This window comes from Pseudomonas sp. 2995-3 (assembly GCF_002742565.1).
Lineage (GTDB): Bacteria > Pseudomonadota > Gammaproteobacteria > Pseudomonadales > Pseudomonadaceae > Aquipseudomonas > Aquipseudomonas edaphica.
Genome location: NZ_LJSB01000125.1, coordinates 165,619 through 182,593 on the forward strand (window position 1 = coordinate 165,619; position 16,975 = coordinate 182,593).

General features: G+C 61.3%; 12 protein-coding genes. 8 read left to right on the forward strand and 4 right to left on the reverse strand.

Annotated elements, in window-relative coordinates:
• Nucleotides 1-109: 109 nt before the first annotated feature.
• The 3 genes from AOA62_RS05845 to AOA62_RS05855 all read left to right on the forward strand — a co-directional run bounded on the left by AOA62_RS05845 (nucleotide 110) and on the right by AOA62_RS05855 (nucleotide 6,936).
• Nucleotides 110-3,400, forward strand: a complete 3,291-nt coding sequence (locus AOA62_RS05845) for a DUF2126 domain-containing protein (protein ID WP_099548102.1) — start codon at nucleotides 110-112, stop codon at nucleotides 3,398-3,400.
• A 159-nt stretch (nucleotides 3,401-3,559) separates the two neighbouring features.
• Nucleotides 3,560-6,046 carry a circularly permuted type 2 ATP-grasp protein gene (locus AOA62_RS05850; protein WP_099548103.1) on the forward strand — a complete coding sequence of 829 codons (2,487 nt, stop codon included), beginning with the start codon at nucleotides 3,560-3,562 and terminating at the stop codon, nucleotides 6,044-6,046.
• The gene (locus AOA62_RS05855) at nucleotides 6,046-6,936 is read left to right on the forward strand and encodes a transglutaminase family protein (protein WP_017138445.1); all 891 of its coding nucleotides are present in this window, start codon (nucleotides 6,046-6,048) and stop codon (nucleotides 6,934-6,936) included. The genes AOA62_RS05850 and AOA62_RS05855 overlap by 1 nt, the downstream gene beginning before the upstream one ends.
• 46 nt (nucleotides 6,937-6,982) lie before the next feature.
• Here AOA62_RS05855 and AOA62_RS05860 read toward each other — a convergent pair whose 3' ends face one another.
• Entirely contained in the window at nucleotides 6,983-7,165 is a 183-nt protein-coding gene (locus tag AOA62_RS05860) for a hypothetical protein (RefSeq protein ID WP_017138444.1), read from the reverse strand.
• A gap of 333 nt (nucleotides 7,166-7,498) precedes the next feature.
• Here AOA62_RS05860 and azu point away from each other — a divergent pair, with 333 nt between their 5' ends.
• Nucleotides 7,499-7,945, forward strand: a complete 447-nt coding sequence (azu, locus tag AOA62_RS05865; protein WP_099548104.1) for an azurin — start codon at nucleotides 7,499-7,501, stop codon at nucleotides 7,943-7,945.
• A 124-nt stretch (nucleotides 7,946-8,069) separates the two neighbouring features.
• Here azu and nadE read toward each other — a convergent pair whose 3' ends face one another.
• The 3 genes from nadE to AOA62_RS05880 all read right to left on the reverse strand — a co-directional run bounded on the left by nadE (nucleotide 8,070) and on the right by AOA62_RS05880 (nucleotide 11,217).
• Nucleotides 8,070-8,897, reverse strand: coding sequence for an ammonia-dependent NAD(+) synthetase (nadE, locus tag AOA62_RS05870; protein WP_099548105.1), 828 nt, complete (start codon nucleotides 8,895-8,897; stop codon nucleotides 8,070-8,072).
• Nucleotides 8,898-8,900: 3 nt separating this feature from the next.
• The gene (gene pncB / locus AOA62_RS05875; protein ID WP_017138441.1) at nucleotides 8,901-10,115 is read right to left on the reverse strand and encodes a nicotinate phosphoribosyltransferase; all 1,215 of its coding nucleotides are present in this window, start codon (nucleotides 10,113-10,115) and stop codon (nucleotides 8,901-8,903) included.
• 214 nt (nucleotides 10,116-10,329) lie between these two features.
• A complete protein-coding gene (locus AOA62_RS05880) occupies nucleotides 10,330-11,217 on the reverse strand; it encodes a LysR family transcriptional regulator (protein ID WP_017138440.1) in 888 nt (295 codons plus the stop codon).
• 153 nt (nucleotides 11,218-11,370) lie between these two features.
• Here AOA62_RS05880 and AOA62_RS05885 point away from each other — a divergent pair, with 153 nt between their 5' ends.
• The 4 genes from AOA62_RS05885 to AOA62_RS05900 all read left to right on the forward strand — a co-directional run bounded on the left by AOA62_RS05885 (nucleotide 11,371) and on the right by AOA62_RS05900 (nucleotide 16,974).
• Complete coding sequence (locus AOA62_RS05885) at nucleotides 11,371-12,861, forward strand: aldehyde dehydrogenase family protein (RefSeq protein ID WP_017138439.1); 1,491 nt, start codon at nucleotides 11,371-11,373, stop codon at nucleotides 12,859-12,861.
• Between the two features lie 154 nt (nucleotides 12,862-13,015).
• A complete protein-coding gene (locus tag AOA62_RS05890) occupies nucleotides 13,016-14,299 on the forward strand; it encodes an FAD-binding oxidoreductase (protein ID WP_056860510.1) in 1,284 nt (427 codons plus the stop codon).
• A gap of 374 nt (nucleotides 14,300-14,673) precedes the next feature.
• Nucleotides 14,674-15,810, forward strand: a complete 1,137-nt coding sequence (locus tag AOA62_RS05895; protein ID WP_099548106.1) for a branched-chain amino acid ABC transporter substrate-binding protein — start codon at nucleotides 14,674-14,676, stop codon at nucleotides 15,808-15,810.
• 249 nt (nucleotides 15,811-16,059) lie between these two features.
• Nucleotides 16,060-16,974 (forward strand): branched-chain amino acid ABC transporter permease, encoded by a 915-nt coding sequence (locus AOA62_RS05900; protein WP_017136076.1) that lies wholly within the window; start codon nucleotides 16,060-16,062, stop codon nucleotides 16,972-16,974.
• The last annotated feature ends 1 nt before the right edge of the window (nucleotide 16,975 follow it).

Sequence of the window (16,975 nt, forward strand, 5' to 3'; positions counted from 1 at the left end):
CCGTTTTGGTGCTGTACTGCACCGGGTCTTACGATAAAGCGCAATGACGGCCGCTCTGGCATAAGTCTTGCGCGCTTTGTGTTCATGCCCTGGCTCGCAGGAGGCCGCCGTGTCGATTCATGTCGCGTTGCACCACGTTACGCATTACCGCTATGACCGCGCTGTCGAACTCGGCCCACAGATCGTGCGCTTGCGCCCGGCTGCCCATAGTCGCACGCGGATCTTGTCTTACGCGCTCAAAGTGCTGCCCGAGCAGCACTTCATCAATTGGCAGCAAGACCCGCAGGGCAATTACCTGGCGCGCCTGGTATTCCCGGAAAAGACTGATGAGTTGCGCATTGAGGTCGACCTCGTCGCCGAGATGGCGGTATTCAACCCGTTCGATTTTTTCCTCGAGCCCTACGCCGAAAAAATCCCCTTCAGTTACGCCGCCGATGAGCAGCGTGAGCTGGCGCCGTACCTGGAAACCTTGCCGCTGACGCCAAAGTTTGCCGCCTATCTGGCCGGCATCGACCGCACGCCGCTGCCGGCTGTGGATTTTCTGGTCGGGCTCAATCAGCGCCTGGCGGCCGACATCGGCTATTTGATCCGTATGGAACCGGGCGTACAAACGCCGGAATTCACCTTGGGCGCCGCTTCCGGCTCCTGCCGCGATTCGGCGTGGCTGCTGGTGCAATTGCTGCGCAACCTGGGGTTGGCGGCGCGGTTTGTGTCGGGCTACTTGATCCAGCTCACCGCCGACGTCAAAGCCCTCGATGGCCCGTCCGGCACCGAAGTCGACTTCACCGACCTGCACGCCTGGTGCGAGGTGTATTTGCCCGGCGCGGGCTGGATCGGCCTGGACGCCACCTCCGGGCTGTTCGCCGGTGAAGGGCATATCCCATTGGCCTGTAGCCCTGATCCTTCGTCCGCTGCGCCAATCAGCGGGCTGGTGGAACCCTGCGAGTGCGAATTTACCCACGAGATGTCGGTGGAGCGCATTTGGGAAGCGCCGCGCGTCACCAAGCCCTACACCGAAGAGCAATGGCTGGCGATCCAGGCGTTGGGCCGGCAGATCGACGCCGACCTGCTCAAGGATGATGTACGCCTGACCATGGGCGGCGAACCGACCTTTGTCTCCATCGATGATCCCGACGGCGCCGAGTGGAACACCGCGGCGCTGGGGCCGGACAAGCGTCGCCTGTCCGCCGAGCTGTTCCAGCGCATGCGTGCCCACTACGCGCCCAAAGGCCTGGTGCATTTCGGCCAGGGCAAGTGGTACCCCGGCGAGCAACTGCCGCGCTGGTCGCTCAATTGCTACTGGCGCCGCGACGGCGTGCCGATCTGGCACAACAGCGCGCTGATCGCCGATGAACAACAGGACTACGGCGCCGATGACGTGATGGCCGGGCGCTTCCTGGCCAGTGTCGCCGAGCGCCTTAAACTGCCGGCACGCTTTGTGTTCCCGGCTTTCGAAGACAACTTCTACTACCTGTGGCGCGAAGGTGCGCTGCCGCAAAACGTCACCGCCCAGGACCCGCGCCTGAGTGATGACCTGGAGCGCGAGCGCCTGCGCAAAGTGTTCAGCCAGGGCCTGGATAAAGTCATCGGCCAAGTGTTGCCTCTGGCGCGCACGGCGGCCAATGACCGCTGGCAGAGTGGGCGCTGGTACCTGCGTGATAACCACTGCCGTCTGGTGCCGGGTGATTCGCCCTTGGGTTACCGCCTGCCGTTGGCCTCGCAGCCGTGGGTGACGGCGGCGGAATACCCATTTGTGCATCCCGCCGACCCGAATCAGGATCAGCCGGACCTGCCGACCACCGCGCAACTGCAAAGCCATGGCACGCCTGCGCCGAGCGACGAGCGCGTGCCCAAGGTCGACGAATCCGCCGATTGGCTGACTCGCACCGCCTTGTGTGCCGAAGCACGGGAAGGGCGTTTGTACCTGTTTATGCCGCCGCTGGAACGCGTCGAGGATTACCTGGAGTTGGTGGCCGCTATTGAAGCCACCGCCGAAGAACTGCATTGCCCGGTGTTGCTGGAAGGTTACGAGCCGCCGTTCGATACGCGCTTGAGCAACTTCCGGGTCACGCCGGACCCGGGTGTGATCGAGGTCAATGTGCAGCCGTCCGCCACTTGGGATGAGCTGGTAGAACGCACCGAGTTCCTCTACGAAGAGGCGCGGCAAACCCGCCTGACCACCGAAAAGTTCATGATCGACGGGCGCCACACCGGCACCGGCGGTGGTAACCACTTTGTGCTGGGCGGCGCTACGCCGAAAGACTCACCGTTCCTGCGCCGCCCGGATTTGCTGCGCAGCCTGATCAGCTACTGGCATAACCATCCGTCCTTGTCGTACCTGTTTTCCGGGCTGTTTATCGGCCCGACCTCCCAGGCGCCACGGGTGGATGAAGCGCGTAACGACGCGCTGTATGAGCTGGAAATCGCCTTCGCACAAATGCCCGAGCCTGGCGAAGAATGCCCGCCGTGGCTGGTCGACCGGCTGTTGCGCAACCTGCTGATCGACGTGACCGGCAACACTCACCGCGCCGAGTTCTGTATCGACAAACTCTATTCGCCCGATGGCGCCACCGGCCGCCTGGGCCTGTTGGAACTGCGTGCGTTTGAAATGCCGCCCCATGCGCGCATGAGCCTCACCCAGCAATTGCTGCTGCGGGCCTTGGTCGCGCGCTTCTGGCGTGAGCCGTATGCACCAGCAAAACTGGCGCGCTGGGGCACGGAGCTGCACGATCGCTTTTTGCTGCCGCACTTTATCGAGCAGGATTTTGCCGACGTGATCGTCGAGCTGAATGCTGCTGGTTACCCGCTGCGCGCCGAATGGTTTGCCGCGCACCTGGCGTTTCGTTTCCCCAAGGTCGGCGACTACGCCGTCAGCGGTATCGAACTGGAGTTGCGCCAGGCGTTGGAGCCTTGGCACGTGCTGGGCGAAGAAGGCGCCGTCGGTGGCACGGTGCGTTACGTGGACTCATCCCTGGAACGCTTGCAGGTGAAGTTGAGCGGCTTGGCGCCGCAACGCTACCTGCTGACCTGCAACGGCATCCCGGTGCCGTTGCAGCCGACCGGGCGTATCGGCGAGTTCGTCGCTGGCGTGCGTTATCGCGCCTGGCAACCGGCCAACTGTTTGCAACCGACCATCGCGGTGCATGCGCCGTTGGTGTTCGACTTGCTCGATACCTGGATGCAACGCTCGCTGGGCGGCTGCCAGTACCACGTCGCGCATCCGGGTGGGCGTAATTACGACAGCTTGCCGGTGAATGCCAATGAGGCGGAGAGCCGGCGTATGGCGCGGTTTTTCCGCCTCGGCCACAGCCCAGGCAAATTGCCTGTGCCGCCCTTGGTGATTAACGATGAACTACCAATGACCCTGGATTTGCGGCGTTTCCCCAATAAAAATGACTAAATGAGATCTAAAATGTGGGAGCTGGCTTGCCTGCGATAGCGGTGTATCAGCCAGCCAATCAGGTGGCAGGAAAACCGCTATCGCAGGCAAGCCAGCTCCCACACAAGATCGCGTTGAATTTGATTTAAACTGACTTCCCTTGCCTCTGCCGAGCGTTCCATGCCCGACTTGCTCGACCGTTACCCGCTCACTGCGGGCACCTATCACGAACTGCTCGACGACAGTGGCGCGGTACGTGCCCATTGGCAGCGCCTGCTCGATCACCTGCAACGCAGTACGCCCGTGCAACTGGCCCAGCGCCAGGCGTTGCTGACCCGGCAGATCCAGGAAAACGGCGTGACCTACAACGTCTACGCCGACCCCAAAGGCGCCGACCGCCCGTGGGAGCTGGACTTGCTGCCCCATGTGCTGGCCGCCGATGAGTGGCTGCACCTGTCGGCCGGTATCGCCCAGCGTGCGCGTTTGCTCAATGCCGTGCTCGCCGACCTGTACGGCCCGCAGCGCTTGATCAAAGAAGGCCTGTTGCCGGCGGAGCTGGTGTTTGGGCACAACAACTTCCTGTGGCCGTGCCAGGGCATTCAGCCACCGGACGGCGCGTTTCTGCACCTGTATGCCGTGGACCTGGCGCGCACCCCGGATGGCCGCTGGTGGGTCACCGCCGACCGTACCCAGGCGCCATCGGGCGCAGGTTACGCGCTGGAAAACCGCACCATCGTGTCCCGTGCATTCCCGGATCTGTACCGCGATTTGCAGGTTCAACACCTCACCGGTTTCTTCCGCACGCTCCAGGAAACCCTGGCCCGCCAGGCACCCGGTGACGACCAGCCGCCGCTGATCGTGCTGCTCACGCCGGGGCGTTTCAACGAAAGCTATTTCGAACACCTCTACCTGGCGCGCCAGCTCGGCTACCCGTTGGTGGAAGGCGGCGACCTCACGGTGCGCGACAGCACGGTGTTCCTCAAAACCCTCAGCGGCCTGCGCCGGGTGCACGCGATCATGCGGCGCCTGGACGACGATTTCTGCGACCCGCTGGAGCTGCGCACCGACTCGGCGCTGGGCGTGCCCGGCCTGCTGGATGCGGTGCGCCAGGGCAATGTGCTGGTGGCCAATGCCTTGGGCAGCGGCGTGCTGGAGTCGCCCGGTTTGCTCGGCTTTCTGCCGAAGATCAACGAGTTTTTGTTTGGTGAAGAACTGATCCTGCCGTCCATCGCCACCTGGTGGTGCGGCGAGGCGCCGGTGCTGGCCGAAGCCTTGGAAAAACTGCCGGAATTGCTGATCAAACCAGCGTTTCCTTCGCAAAGCTTCGCACCGGTATTCGGCCGCGATTTGAACGAAGAGCAACGCCTGGCCCTGGCCGAACGCATGCGTGCGCGGCCTTACGCCTATGTGGCCCAGGAGCTGGCGCAATTGTCCCAGGCGCCGGTATGGCACACCGTCGACGACCATCTGCAACACCGTGCCATCGGCATGCGCGTGTACGCGGTGGCCAGCGCTGACGGCTACCGTGTACTGCCCGGCGGCCTGACTCGCGTGGCGGCTGAGGCGGATGCCGAAGTGGTGTCGATGCAGCGTGGTGGCGCGAGCAAAGACACGTGGGTGCTCGGCGATCGCGCTGTCGGCGGCGAGCATTGGCGCGCGCAACGGGCGATTGGCGTACATGATCTGGTGCGGCGCGACCCTTATCTGCCGTCGCGCGTGGTGGAAAACCTGTTCTGGTTTGGCCGTTACTGCGAGCGCTGTGATGACAGCGCGCGCTGGCTGCGCATTGTGCTGGCTCGTTATGTCGATGGCGACGACCCGCAAGCCTTGCAGGCCGCTGTCGAGCTGGGCGAGACCCTGCGCTTGTTGCCGGAGGAGGGCGAACTGCCCGAGCGCCTGCTTGCCGCTTTGCTCGGCGATGACTGGCCGTCGAGCCTGCGCGCCAACCTGCAACGCTTGCAGTGGGCGGCGTCCCAGGTGCGTGGCAAGTTGTCCCGCGAGAACTGGCAAGCGCTAGTGGAGTTGCAGCGCGAAGCCCTGGAGTTGGAAAGCGAGGCCCCGGATTTTGGCGAGTTGCTGGATTTCCTCAACCGCCTGGTGATGTCCCTGGCGGCGCTGTCCGGGTTTGCCCTGGATGACATGACCCGTGATGAAGGCTGGCGCTTTTTGATGATGGGCCGGCGTATTGAGCGCCTGCAATTTCTCAGCAGCAGCCTCGCCGCGTTCCTGCGTGGCGTGGCGGTGTTTGATCAGGCCGGGTTGGAATGGCTGCTGGAGCTGGGCAACAGCAGCATCACCTATCGCTCGCGTTACCTGGCCGTGCCGCAACTGATCCCGGTGCTCGACTTGTTGCTGCTCGATGAACAGAACCCGCATGCGGTGCTGTTCCAGTTGAAGCTGGTCAGCCGCACCCTGCGGCGTCTCAATGATGACTTTGGCGTGCCACGGGAAACCGGCCTGGCGCCGTTGGTGGAGCGCCTGTCGCGTTTTGATCTGGGCTGCCTGGAGAACCCGCTGTTCGGCGAATCCAGCGTACGTGCCGCGTTGGACGGCCTGGCGGACCTGCTGCAAGCGGTCGCCGATGAGAGCGGGCAAGTGTCGGATCGCCTGGCGTTGCGCCACTTTGCCCATGTGGATGATGTCAGCCAGCAAACGGTGTCGGTGTGATGAGTGCGCGCTACCAGATTTTTCACGATACCCATTACCACTACGACAGCCCGGTGTCCCTGGCCCAGCAGTTGGCGCACCTGTGGCCGCGGCCGTGCGCGTGGCAGCGCTGCAGTTCCCAGCAATTGGATATCAGCCCGCAGCCGTCGTCGCGTCGTGATGAGCTGGACGTGTTCGGCAACCCGATCACCCGGCTGGCGTTCGAACGGCCCCATGATGAATTGCTGGTCAATGCCGGGCTGACCGTGGAAGTGCTGGCGCGGCCGGCGCTGGATTTCCAGCAGTCACCGCCTTGGGACCAGACGCGCGACAGCCTGACCTACAGCAGCCAAGTACTGTCGCCGGAGATGCTCGAAGCCTGCCGTTATCGCTTCGAATCGCCCTACGTGCACCTGAAGAACACCTTCGTCGAGTTCTCCGAAAGCTGCTTCCCGCCAGGCGTGCCGTTGCTGCTGGGCGTGCAGGCCTTGATGCAGAAGATCTTCAGCGAATTCACCTTCGATGCCGAAGCCACCCAGGTCGCCACGCCCTTGGTGGAAGTGCTGGAGCGCCGACGCGGCGTGTGCCAGGACTTCGCTCACCTGATGCTCGCGTGCCTGCGCTCGCGGGGCCTGGCCGCGCGTTATATCAGCGGCTACCTGCTGACCCAGCCACCGCCCGGCCAGCCACGGCTGATCGGCGCTGATGCCTCCCACGCGTGGGTCTCGGTGTTTTGCCCGGTGGCGGGCTGGGTGGATTTTGATCCGACGAATAATGTGCAGCCGGCACTGGAGCACATCACTCTGGCCTGGGGCCGTGATTTCTCGGATGTCTCGCCGTTGCGTGGGGTGATTCTGGGAGGAGGGAACCATGACCCGGAGGTTCGGGTGACGGTGATGCCGCTGGAGTAACAGTGGGTTGGGGTGAGCAGGGAGGGCCTGCTCACCTCAACAAAATTTATTCCGCCGGGTCTTTCGGTGTCTCGGTGTCATCAGCAGCCACTTCGCCTTCAGCATCCGGGTTCAGTGCGCCTGCTTCTTCATCTGCAGCGGCTTTCTTGCGTTGCAGCTTTTCCTCTTTCTTCTGCTCCTTGGCCAAGTCTCTCTGACGTTTGGCGAAGGAGTAATTAGGTTTGGCCATGGGCGATCCTCTAGGGTCGAAGGTGAGGGTGGGCGGCGCGCAGCTGCCTTGGGTCGCTATGGTAGCAGCTTAGCAGCGCGATTGGCCTTCACTTACCGCAGGCATACGCAGCCAACAGGCCGTTGAAGAATTGATTGAAGTGCATGGCAGACGCTCCGGTGGGTGATGGAGCGATCATAAGCGGGTGGCTGTTGTTTAGCTGGTAGATTGTGTTGATCAGTCTGATAGCCTAAAGTTGTATACAATCTGTTGATTCAGATCATAAGAATTTCAGCCTGCTTGGGGCACCCTAGTCGCAATACGCGTTTTTTAAACCCTGCCTTGGAGATTCACATGTTTGCCAAAATCGTTGCTGTTTCCCTGCTGACACTGGCGAGCGGCCAGTTGCTTGCTGCAGAGTGCGCGGTCACTGTTGATTCCACCGACCAGATGTCCTTTAACACCAAAGAAATCACCATCGACAAGAGCTGCAAGAAGTTCACCGTGAACCTTGAACACTCCGGCAGCTTGCCGAAAAACGTCATGGGCCATAACTGGGTGCTGAGTTCCGCCGCCGACATGCCGGGCGTTGCCAGCGACGGCATGGCCGCTGGTATCGACAAAAACTACCTCAAAGAAGGCGACACTCGCATCATCGCTCACACCAAGATCATTGGTGCTGGTGAGAAAGATTCGGTGACCTTTGATGTGTCGAAACTGGCGGCGGGTACGGATTACGCGTTCTTCTGCTCGTTCCCGGGCCACATCTCGATGATGAAAGGCACTGTGGTAGTCAAGTAACACCGCGTTATCGTTCATCGCAGGCAAGCCAGCTCCCACATTTGACCGGTTTCCAACAGGGGAACTCGGTCAAGTGTGGGAGCTGGCTTGTCGAATCGTCGCACCGCTGCGATTGCGGTCTACCTCACGGCGCGAAGGGCATGACGCGCTTGTGCTCAGTCTTGCGATAGGTGTCGCAGATAATCTTGAACGCTTCTTCACGCACTGGCTCGCCGTGCAGGAACGCATCGATCTCGGCGTAGGTCACGCCGTGTGAGGCTTCGTCCGGTTTGCCCGGCGACAGGTCTTCAAGGTCGGCAGTCGGGATCTTCTCGACCAGCGACTCCGGCGCGCCAAAGTGCCGCGCAATCGCACGCACCTGGTTCTTCACCAATCCGCTCAGCGGCGCCAGGTCGCAGGCACCGTCACCGAACTTGGTGAAAAAGCCCATCACCGCTTCCGCTGCATGGTCGGTACCGATCACCAGGCCACCGGCCGCGCCGGCGATGGTGTACTGCGCCACCATGCGCATGCGCGCCTTGGTGTTGCCCAGCACGAAATCACGCGACACCGCCGCCTTGCCTTCAAACGCCGCCACTTCATTGGCCAGGGATTTCACCGCCGGGCCGATGTTCACGGTGTGGCGTTCGTCCGGGTCGATAAAGTCCACCGACGCCTGGGCGTCGTGTTCGTCGAACTGGGTTTCGTAGGGCAGGCGCACCGCGATAAAACGGTAGGTTTCATCACCTGTGCTGGCGCGCAGTTCTTTCATTGCACGCTGGGCCAGCAGGCCGGCGGTCAGGGAGTCGACACCGCCGCTGATGCCCAGCACCAAGCTCTTGAGCCCGGAATTGCGCAGGCAGTCCTGGATAAACCCTACGCGGCGCGCCACTTCGGCCTCAAGGGCGGCCTGGTCGTTGAACGGTGCTTGGACCTTGAGCTGCTGCGCAATCTCACGCTGTACGGCTTGCATGATTCACTCCTTGCTGGAAAGGGCAGGTACTTTAAAAACGTGACGCAAATAGGCGACAAAATTGGGGTCGGTGCAGTGGGTCTTGCCTGCCTCATCGGAAATCTTCGCCACGGGCTGGCCATTACAGGCAGTCATTTTAAGCACGATGCTCATCGGTTCAACACCCGGAATGTCACAGGTCAGGTTGGTGCCGATACCGAAGCTGACATTGATGCGGCCGCGCAGGGCGCGGAAAATCTCCAAGGCCTTGGGCAGCGTCAGGCTGTCGGAGAACACCAGGGTCTTGCTCATCGGCTCGATACCGAGTTTGTGGTAGTGGGCGATGGCTTTCTCGGCCCATTGAATCGGGTCACCGGAGTCGTGGCGCAGGCCGTCGAAGAGCTTGGCGAAGTACAGGTCGAAATCGCCCAGGAACGCGTCGGTGGTGATGCAGTCGGTCAGCGCGATGCCCAGCAGGCCACGGTATTCGCGTACCCAGCAATCGAGGGCGGCGATCTGGCTGTCGATCAGGCGCGGGCCGAGTTGTTGGTGGGCCATGATCCATTCGTGGGCCATGGTGCCCAGCGGTTTCATGTCGAACTCGCGGGCCAGGTGCACGTTGCTGGTGCCGACAAAACGCCCGGGGAAGTCGTGCTTGAGCACGCTGACCACTTCTTCCTGCACGCGGTACGAGAAGCGCCGGCGGGTGCCGAAGTCGGCCACTTGCAGCTCCGAGAGTTCTTCGCTGCTGGCATTGGCGGACAGCCAGTCGAACTTGCGGTACAGCTGTTCGCGGGCCTGTTCGAGGATGACGGTCTGGTAGCGGTAGCGGTTACGCACTTCGCTGACGATGGCCAGCATCGGCACTTCAAACAGGATCACATGCAGCCACGGCCCACGCAGGCGGATAAACAGCTCGCCGTTCTCGATGCCGGTTTGCACGTAGCGCAGGTTGAAGCGAAACAGCCCCAGAAAGCGCAGGAAGTCCGGCTTCATAAAGCTGATGCGTTCCAGGAAGCCCAACTGGTCGGGGCTCAGGCTCAACTCGGCGAGGCGTTCGATCTGATAGCGGATTTCCGCCAGGTACGGGCGCAGGTCTTCACTGTTGCGGCAACGAAACTCCCATTCAACTTCCACGTTCGGGTAGTTGTGCAGCACCGCCTGCATCATGGTCAACTTGTAGAAGTCGGTGTCGAGCAAGTTCTGCACGATGCGATCGGCAAACACACTCTCGCTCATAACGGGAATCTCCAGACGGGTCGGCGATGGGCGCCGGCCTTTACGCACAATTAAGGAAGGGTGCTAGTGGCGCATAGACCTGTGGGGTTTTGCCAGTGATTTTTTCAGTGCGGCCACTGGCCTCATCGCAGGCAAGCCAGCTCCCACACTTGAAATGCATTCCAAATGTGGGCGCTGGCTTGCCTGCGATGACGGTGGTGCAGCCCAAAAAGAGCTAAACCTGCTCCATCATCCACTTCACAAACTCACGCACCTTGGGCACCTCCGCCGAATGCTCGGGATACGCCAGGTAATACGCATCCTGGCTGGGCATCGCATGCTGCCAGGGAATCACCAGCTTGCCCTCGGCCAGCTCTTCCTCCACCAGAAAGCGCGGCAACAAGGCCACGCCACAGCCGACCTGCGCCGCCCGAATGCACATATAAAAGGTATCAAAACGCGGCCCGTGGTAGCTGTGCTCGGTCTGGTAGCCCTGGCTGGCGAACCAGTCATGCCAGCCTTGCGGTCGCGAGGCGTTTTGCAGCAGCACCAGGTTGCTCAACTGCGTGGGGTCGGTGAATGGCTGCGCAGGCAAGCTCTCTGGCGCACACACCGGCACCAACTCTTCGCTGAACAGTTTCAGGCTCTCGGTGCCTGGCCGTGAACGCTGGCCGAAGTAGAAGGCCATGTCGGCCTTGCCTTGCAACAGTTCGTCCGGCTCCTGCTCGTTGCACAGGTCCAGGTGGATCTGCGGGTGACGCAAACGCCAGCCCTTGAGGCGCGGCACCAGCCAGCGCGCGCCGAACGTGTAGGGCGTGGACACGCGCAGCACTTCGGTCTCGCCGCCGTAGGAGCGCAGGTAGTGGGTGGACATCTCCACTTGCGTGAGGATCTTGCGCACTTCCACCAGGTACAAATCCCCTGCCGGGGTCATCTGCAAGCGGCGGCGCACCCGGCGAAACAATAGGTGTTGGAGCAATTCTTCCAGCTGCGCGACCTGCTTGCTCACCGCGCTTTGCGTGAGGTTCAGTTCCTCGGCAGCGCGGGTGAAGCTCAGGTGGCGGGTGGCGGCTTCGAAACACTGCAGGGCGGTGATCGAGGGCAAATGTCTTTTATTCAGCACGGCACGCCTCTTTTTATTCTTTGCATGAGTAAACGGAATGATATCTCGCCTAATCGTCGTTTGTTGGCAAGTCTTGGGCCAGCTACAAATAAGGTCTGGATCGCCGTGTCTGTGGCGGCGCGAATTTTCTGTTTGAGTTTGAAGGAGTGACCCATGGTTGCCGCATTGCTTGACCGTCTCGGGGTAAACCCGGCGCTGTACCAGTCGGGTAAACAGCCCGTGCATTCGCCGATTGATGGCAGCCGTATCGGCAGTGTGCACTGGGAAGGTGCCGCTGAAGTGGAGCAGCAGGTCAGTCGCGCCGAGCATGCATTCGAGGCCTGGCGCAAGGTGCCGGCACCGCGTCGCGGCGAGCTGGTGCGCCAGTTCGGCGATGTATTGCGCGAATATAAAGCCGACCTGGGCGAGTTGGTGTCGTGGGAGGCCGGCAAGATCACCCAGGAAGGCTTGGGTGAAGTGCAGGAGATGATCGACATCTGCGACTTCGCCGTGGGCCTGTCCCGCCAGTTGTACGGCTTGACCATCGCCTCCGAGCGCCCAGGCCACCACATGCGTGAAACCTGGCACCCGCTGGGTGTGGTCGGCGTGATCAGCGCCTTCAACTTCCCGGTCGCCGTGTGGGCGTGGAACACCACGCTGGCGCTGGTGTGCGGCAACGCGGTGATCTGGAAACCCTCGGAAAAGACCCCGCTGACCGCCTTGGCCTGCCAGGCATTGTTCGAGCGCGTACTAAAGAAGTTCGACGGCGCCCCCGACTACCTCAGCCAAGTGATCATTGGCGGCCGTGACGCCGGTGCGGCGCTGGTGGATGACCCGCGCGTTGCGCTGATCAGCGCCACCGGCAGCACGCGCATGGGCCGCGAAGTGGCGCCGAAAGTCGCCGCACGTTTCGCCCGCAGCATCCTTGAGCTGGGCGGCAACAACGCGATGATCCTCGGCCCAAGCGCCGACCTCGACATGGCCGTGCGCGCCATTCTGTTCAGCGCCGTCGGCACTGCCGGCCAGCGTTGCACCACCTTGCGCCGTTTAATCGCCCATGAGTCGGTCAAGGAAGAAATCGTTACCCGTCTCAAAGCCGCCTATTCCAAAGTGCGCATCGGCCACCCGCTGGAAGGCAACCTGATCGGCCCGCTGATCGACAAGCACGGCTTCGAGAACATGCAGGACGCCCTGGAGCAAGCCTTGAGCGAAGGCGGCAAGGTGTTCGGCGGCAAGCGCCAGCTGGAAGACAAGTTCCCGAATGCCTACTACGTGTCGCCGGCCATTGTGGAGATGCCCGAGCAAAGTGACGTGGTGTGTACCGAAACCTTCGCGCCGATTCTGTATGTGGTTGGCTACAGCGACTTCACCGAAGCCTTGCGCCTGAATAACGCCGTGCCGCAAGGCCTGTCCTCGTGCATCTTCACCACCGACGTGCGTGAAGCCGAGCAGTTCATGTCGGCGGTGGGCAGTGACTGCGGCATCGCCAACGTCAACATCGGCCCGAGCGGCGCGGAGATTGGTGGCGCGTTTGGCGGTGAGAAAGAGACCGGTGGGGGGCGTGAGTCGGGTTCGGATGCATGGCGCGGGTATATGCGTCGCCAGACCAATACCGTGAACTACTCGTTGGAATTGCCGCTGGCCCAAGGCATCACCTTCGACTGATCCCCCAAGTCGAAGTGGGATCAATGTGGGAGCTGGCTTGCCTGCGATAGCGGTGGTGACTGATACACCGCTATCGCAGGCAAGCCAGCTCCCACAGTTGATTGGGTTTGCAGTTCGGAAATAGTTGTTTGTTGGGTCTCATCGGAGTCTGGCAATGGCACTACGCGAAACATGTTTATGGGAACAACTCACCCCAGGCCGGCCCGATCGCGCCGCGCTCAAGGGCGAGGTCAAGGTTGATGTGTGCGTGATCGGTGCCGGTATCACCGGCTTGTCGGCCGCCATTCACCTGCTGGAGCAAGGCAAAAGCGTCGCCGTGCTGGAGGCTCATCGCACCGGCCATGGCGGTTCGGGGCGTAACGTCGGGCTGGTCAACGCCGGTATGTGGATCCCGCCGGACGAGATCGAAGCCGGTTTTGGCGAGGCGGTGGGCAGTCAGCTCAACCGCATGCTGGGCGCGGCACCGTCGCTGGTGTTCAGCCTGATCGACAAATACAAGATTGATTGCCAACTGCGCCGTGAGGGCACCTTGCACATGGCGCATAACGCCCGTGGCGAGGCGGATTTGCGCAGTCGCGAAGAGCAATGGAAACGCCGTGGCGCCCCCGTCGAGCTGCTCACGGGCCAGGCGTGTGAACAGGCCACCGGCACCAAAAAGATCGCCGCCGCCCTGCTGGACCGGCGCGCTGGCACCTTGAACCCAATGGCCTACACCAGTGGCCTGGCGAATGCCGCCGTGGGGCTTGGCGGGCAACTGTTCGATCATTCGCCAGTCACTCAGCTTGAACGCCAAGGTGCAGTCTGGTCGGTGCAGACCACCCAAGGTTCAGTGCAGGCGGCGCAAGTGGTGATCGCCTCCAACGCCTATACCGAAGGTGAATGGACTGAGCTGCGGCGCAACTTTTTCCCCGGCTATTACTACCAGGTCGCCTCGGCACCGCTGACGGACGACGCCGCCAAACAGATCCTCCCCGGCGGGCAGGGCTCGTGGGACACACGCCAGGTGTTAAGCAGCATCCGCCGCGACGCGGATGGCCGCTTGTTGCTCGGCAGCCTGGGCAATGGCAACCAGAAACCGACGTGGTTCCTCAAGGCGTGGGCCGATCGGGTGCAGCAGCATTACTTCCCGTACCTCAAATCGGTGCAGTGGGAATGCACTTGGACCGGCTGCATCGCCTTCACCCCGGACCACCTGATGCGCCTGTTCGAGCCGGCCCCCGGTCTGGTCGCCGTCACCGGTTATAACGGCCGCGGCGTGACCACGGGCAGTGTGGTGGGCAAAGCCTTTGCAGACTATTTGTGTCACCAGAACCCACAGGCGCTGCCGATCCCGTTTGCGCCGATGCAACCGCTGGCCGGGGTGGGCCTGCGCAGTTGCCTGTATGAAGCGGGGTTCTCGCTGTATCACGCCGGGCAATGCCTGCGGATCGTGGTCTGATCAGCGAAATACCTGTCAAAAGCCTGCATCTTCTTAGCAGGCTACTAATCTGTATTGGTGCAAGTCGTAGCAATCACGCACTGTAAATGTGCAGTTCCGTTACGCACATTGTTACAGCTGTAGGAACTGTCGTTTAGGCATCCGGTTGCAGGTGCGACCTGCCAGGGTTGTACTTTTTGGATTCATTGGTTGCACCTTTCGATGCTAGACGGTTGCACGTACTGGCAAAGGGAGTCGAAACGCCTGTAATAACAATGACACCGTGTCTTTTTGAAGAATAAAAAAGTAATGGCACGCGCCTTGCTCTGGGCTTTCCTGTGAAAGTTTGACGCGAATTCGTAGTGCCAATAAACAAAAACCTCGGAGCACCACTCATGTCCCAGACGTTTTACAAGAAAGGTTTTCTGGCCCTCGCCGTTGCAGCGGCGTTGGGTGTTTCTGCGTTTGTTCAAGCTGATGTGAAGATTGGCGTGGCAGGCCCGATGACGGGCGCCAACGCAGCTTTCGGTGAGCAGTACATGAAGGGTGCCCAAGCGGCAGCCGATGTTATCAACAAGGCCGGTGGCATCAACGGCGAGCAGATCAAACTGGTTGCCGGTGATGACGCCTGTGAGCCCAAGCAAGCCGTGGCCGTGGCCAACCGCTTGGCCGACCAGGACAAAGTGATCGGCGTGGTCGGGCACTTCTGCTCGTCCAACACCATCCCGGCGTCTGAAGTGTATGCCGATGCGGGCATCATCATGATTACCCCGGGCTCCACCAACCCACAGGTAACCGAGCGTGGTCTGAGCGCCGTGTTCCGCATGTGCGGGCGTGACGACCAGCAAGGCATCGTGGCCGGCGACTACATCGTCGACGTGCTCAAAGGCAAAAAAGTAGCGGTCATCAACGACAAGGACACCTACGGCAAAGGCCTGGCCGACGCTACTGCTGCCCAGTTGACCAAGCGCGGCGTCAAGCCGGTGCTGGAAGAAGGCCTGACCCGTGGCGAGAAAGACTTCAGCGCGCTGGTCACCAAAATCCGCTCCACTGGTGCGGACGTCGTGTACTTCGGCGGCCTGCACCCGGAAGCCGGTCCGCTGGTTCGCCAGATTCGTGAAGCCGGCCTCAAGGACGTCAAGTTCATGTCCGATGATGGTGTCGTGACCGACGAACTGGTGGCCACCGCTGGCGGCAAGCAATACGTGGATGGTGTGTACATGACTTTCGGCGCCGACCCGCGCCTGCTGCCAGACAGCAAAACCGTGGTGGAAGAGTTCCGTAAAAACGGCACTGAGCCAGAAGGCTACACCCTGTACGCCTACGCCTCGATCCAGGCCCTGGCGGCTGGCTTCAACGGCGCCAAATCCAACAAAGGCGAAGACGCCGCCAAGTGGCTCAAGGCTCACCCGGTGAAAACCGTGATGGGCGAAAAAGCCTGGGATACCAAGGGCGACCTGAAAATCTCCGACTACGTGGTTTACCAGTGGGATAAAGACGGCAAATACCACCAGTTGGAAAAGCAGAAGTAAGAACAAGCACCACGGAACCCATGTAGGAGCGGGCTTGTTGTGGGAGCTGGCTTGCCTGCGATACATGCACCTCGGTACTTCAGTAATACCCAGGTGATGCAATCGCAGGCAAGCCAGCTCCCACACAAGCCAGCTCCCACACAGGGCCCCGCTCCCACAGGGAGTGGTGTTGATATCGATATCTGTCTTTTCCTCCAGAAGCGCCGCGCACTCAACCGTGTGCAGGTGCTCACCGCGTGAGATTGCGTTATGGATGGTATTTTCCTGCAGCAACTGGTCAACGGCCTGACCCTCGGGTCGGTCTACGGCCTGATCGCCATCGGCTACACAATGGTCTATGGCATCATTGGCATGATCAACTTCGCCCACGGCGAGGTTTATATGATTTCCGCTTACCTCGCGGCGATCAGTCTGGCACTGCTGGCTTACTTCGGCATCGAATCCTTCCCGCTGCTCATTCTCGGCACTCTGATCTTCACCGTGGTCGTCACCGGCGTGTACGGTTGGGTCATCGAGCGTGTCGCCTACAAACCGCTGCGCAACTCCACCCGACTGGCACCGCTGATCAGCGCCATCGGTATCTCCCTGATCCTGCAAAACTATGCGCAGATCGCTCAGGGCGCGAAACAACAAGGCATTCCAACCCTGCTGGCCGGCGCCTGGCGCGTCGATATCGGCACGGGCTTCGTGCAGTTGACCTACACCAAGGTGTTTATCCTGGTGGCCGCGTTTCTCGGCATGGGCCTGCTGACCTACATCATCAAATACACCAAGCTCGGCCGCATGTGCCGCGCCACCCAGCAAGACCGCAAGATGGCCTCGATCCTGGGCATCAACACCGACCGCGTGATCTCCTACGTGTTCGTCATTGGTGCCGCCATGGCCGCCCTGGCCGGCGTGCTGATCACCCTCAACTACGGCACCTTCGACTTCTATGCCGGCTTCATCATCGGCATCAAGGCATTTACCGCAGCGGTACTCGGCGGCATCGGCTCCCTGCCTGGGGCGATGTTGGGCGGGATCATCCTGGGTATTTCCGAGTCGCTGTTCTCGGGGTTGATCAACTCTGACTACAAAGACGTGTTCAGCTTCTCCCTGCTGGTGGTGATTCTGATCTTCCGTCCTCAGGGCCTGCTTGGTCGCCCACTCGTGGCTAAGGTGTAAA

Coding starts and splice junctions, on each gene's coding strand:
- AOA62_RS05850 (WP_099548103.1), top strand. CDS start 3,560: ATGCCCGACTTGCTCGACCGTTACCCGCTCACTGCGGGCACCTATCAC.
- AOA62_RS05895 (WP_099548106.1), top strand. CDS start 14,674: ATGTCCCAGACGTTTTACAAGAAAGGTTTTCTGGCCCTCGCCGTTGCA.
- AOA62_RS05890 (WP_056860510.1), top strand. CDS start 13,016: ATGGCACTACGCGAAACATGTTTATGGGAACAACTCACCCCAGGCCGG.
- azu (WP_099548104.1), top strand. CDS start 7,499: ATGTTTGCCAAAATCGTTGCTGTTTCCCTGCTGACACTGGCGAGCGGC.
- pncB (WP_017138441.1), bottom strand. CDS start 10,115: ATGAGCGAGAGTGTGTTTGCCGATCGCATCGTGCAGAACTTGCTCGAC.
- AOA62_RS05885 (WP_017138439.1), top strand. CDS start 11,371: ATGGTTGCCGCATTGCTTGACCGTCTCGGGGTAAACCCGGCGCTGTAC.
- nadE (WP_099548105.1), bottom strand. CDS start 8,897: ATGCAAGCCGTACAGCGTGAGATTGCGCAGCAGCTCAAGGTCCAAGCA.
- AOA62_RS05860 (WP_017138444.1), bottom strand. CDS start 7,165: ATGGCCAAACCTAATTACTCCTTCGCCAAACGTCAGAGAGACTTGGCC.
- AOA62_RS05900 (WP_017136076.1), top strand. CDS start 16,060: ATGGATGGTATTTTCCTGCAGCAACTGGTCAACGGCCTGACCCTCGGG.
- AOA62_RS05855 (WP_017138445.1), top strand. CDS start 6,046: ATGAGTGCGCGCTACCAGATTTTTCACGATACCCATTACCACTACGAC.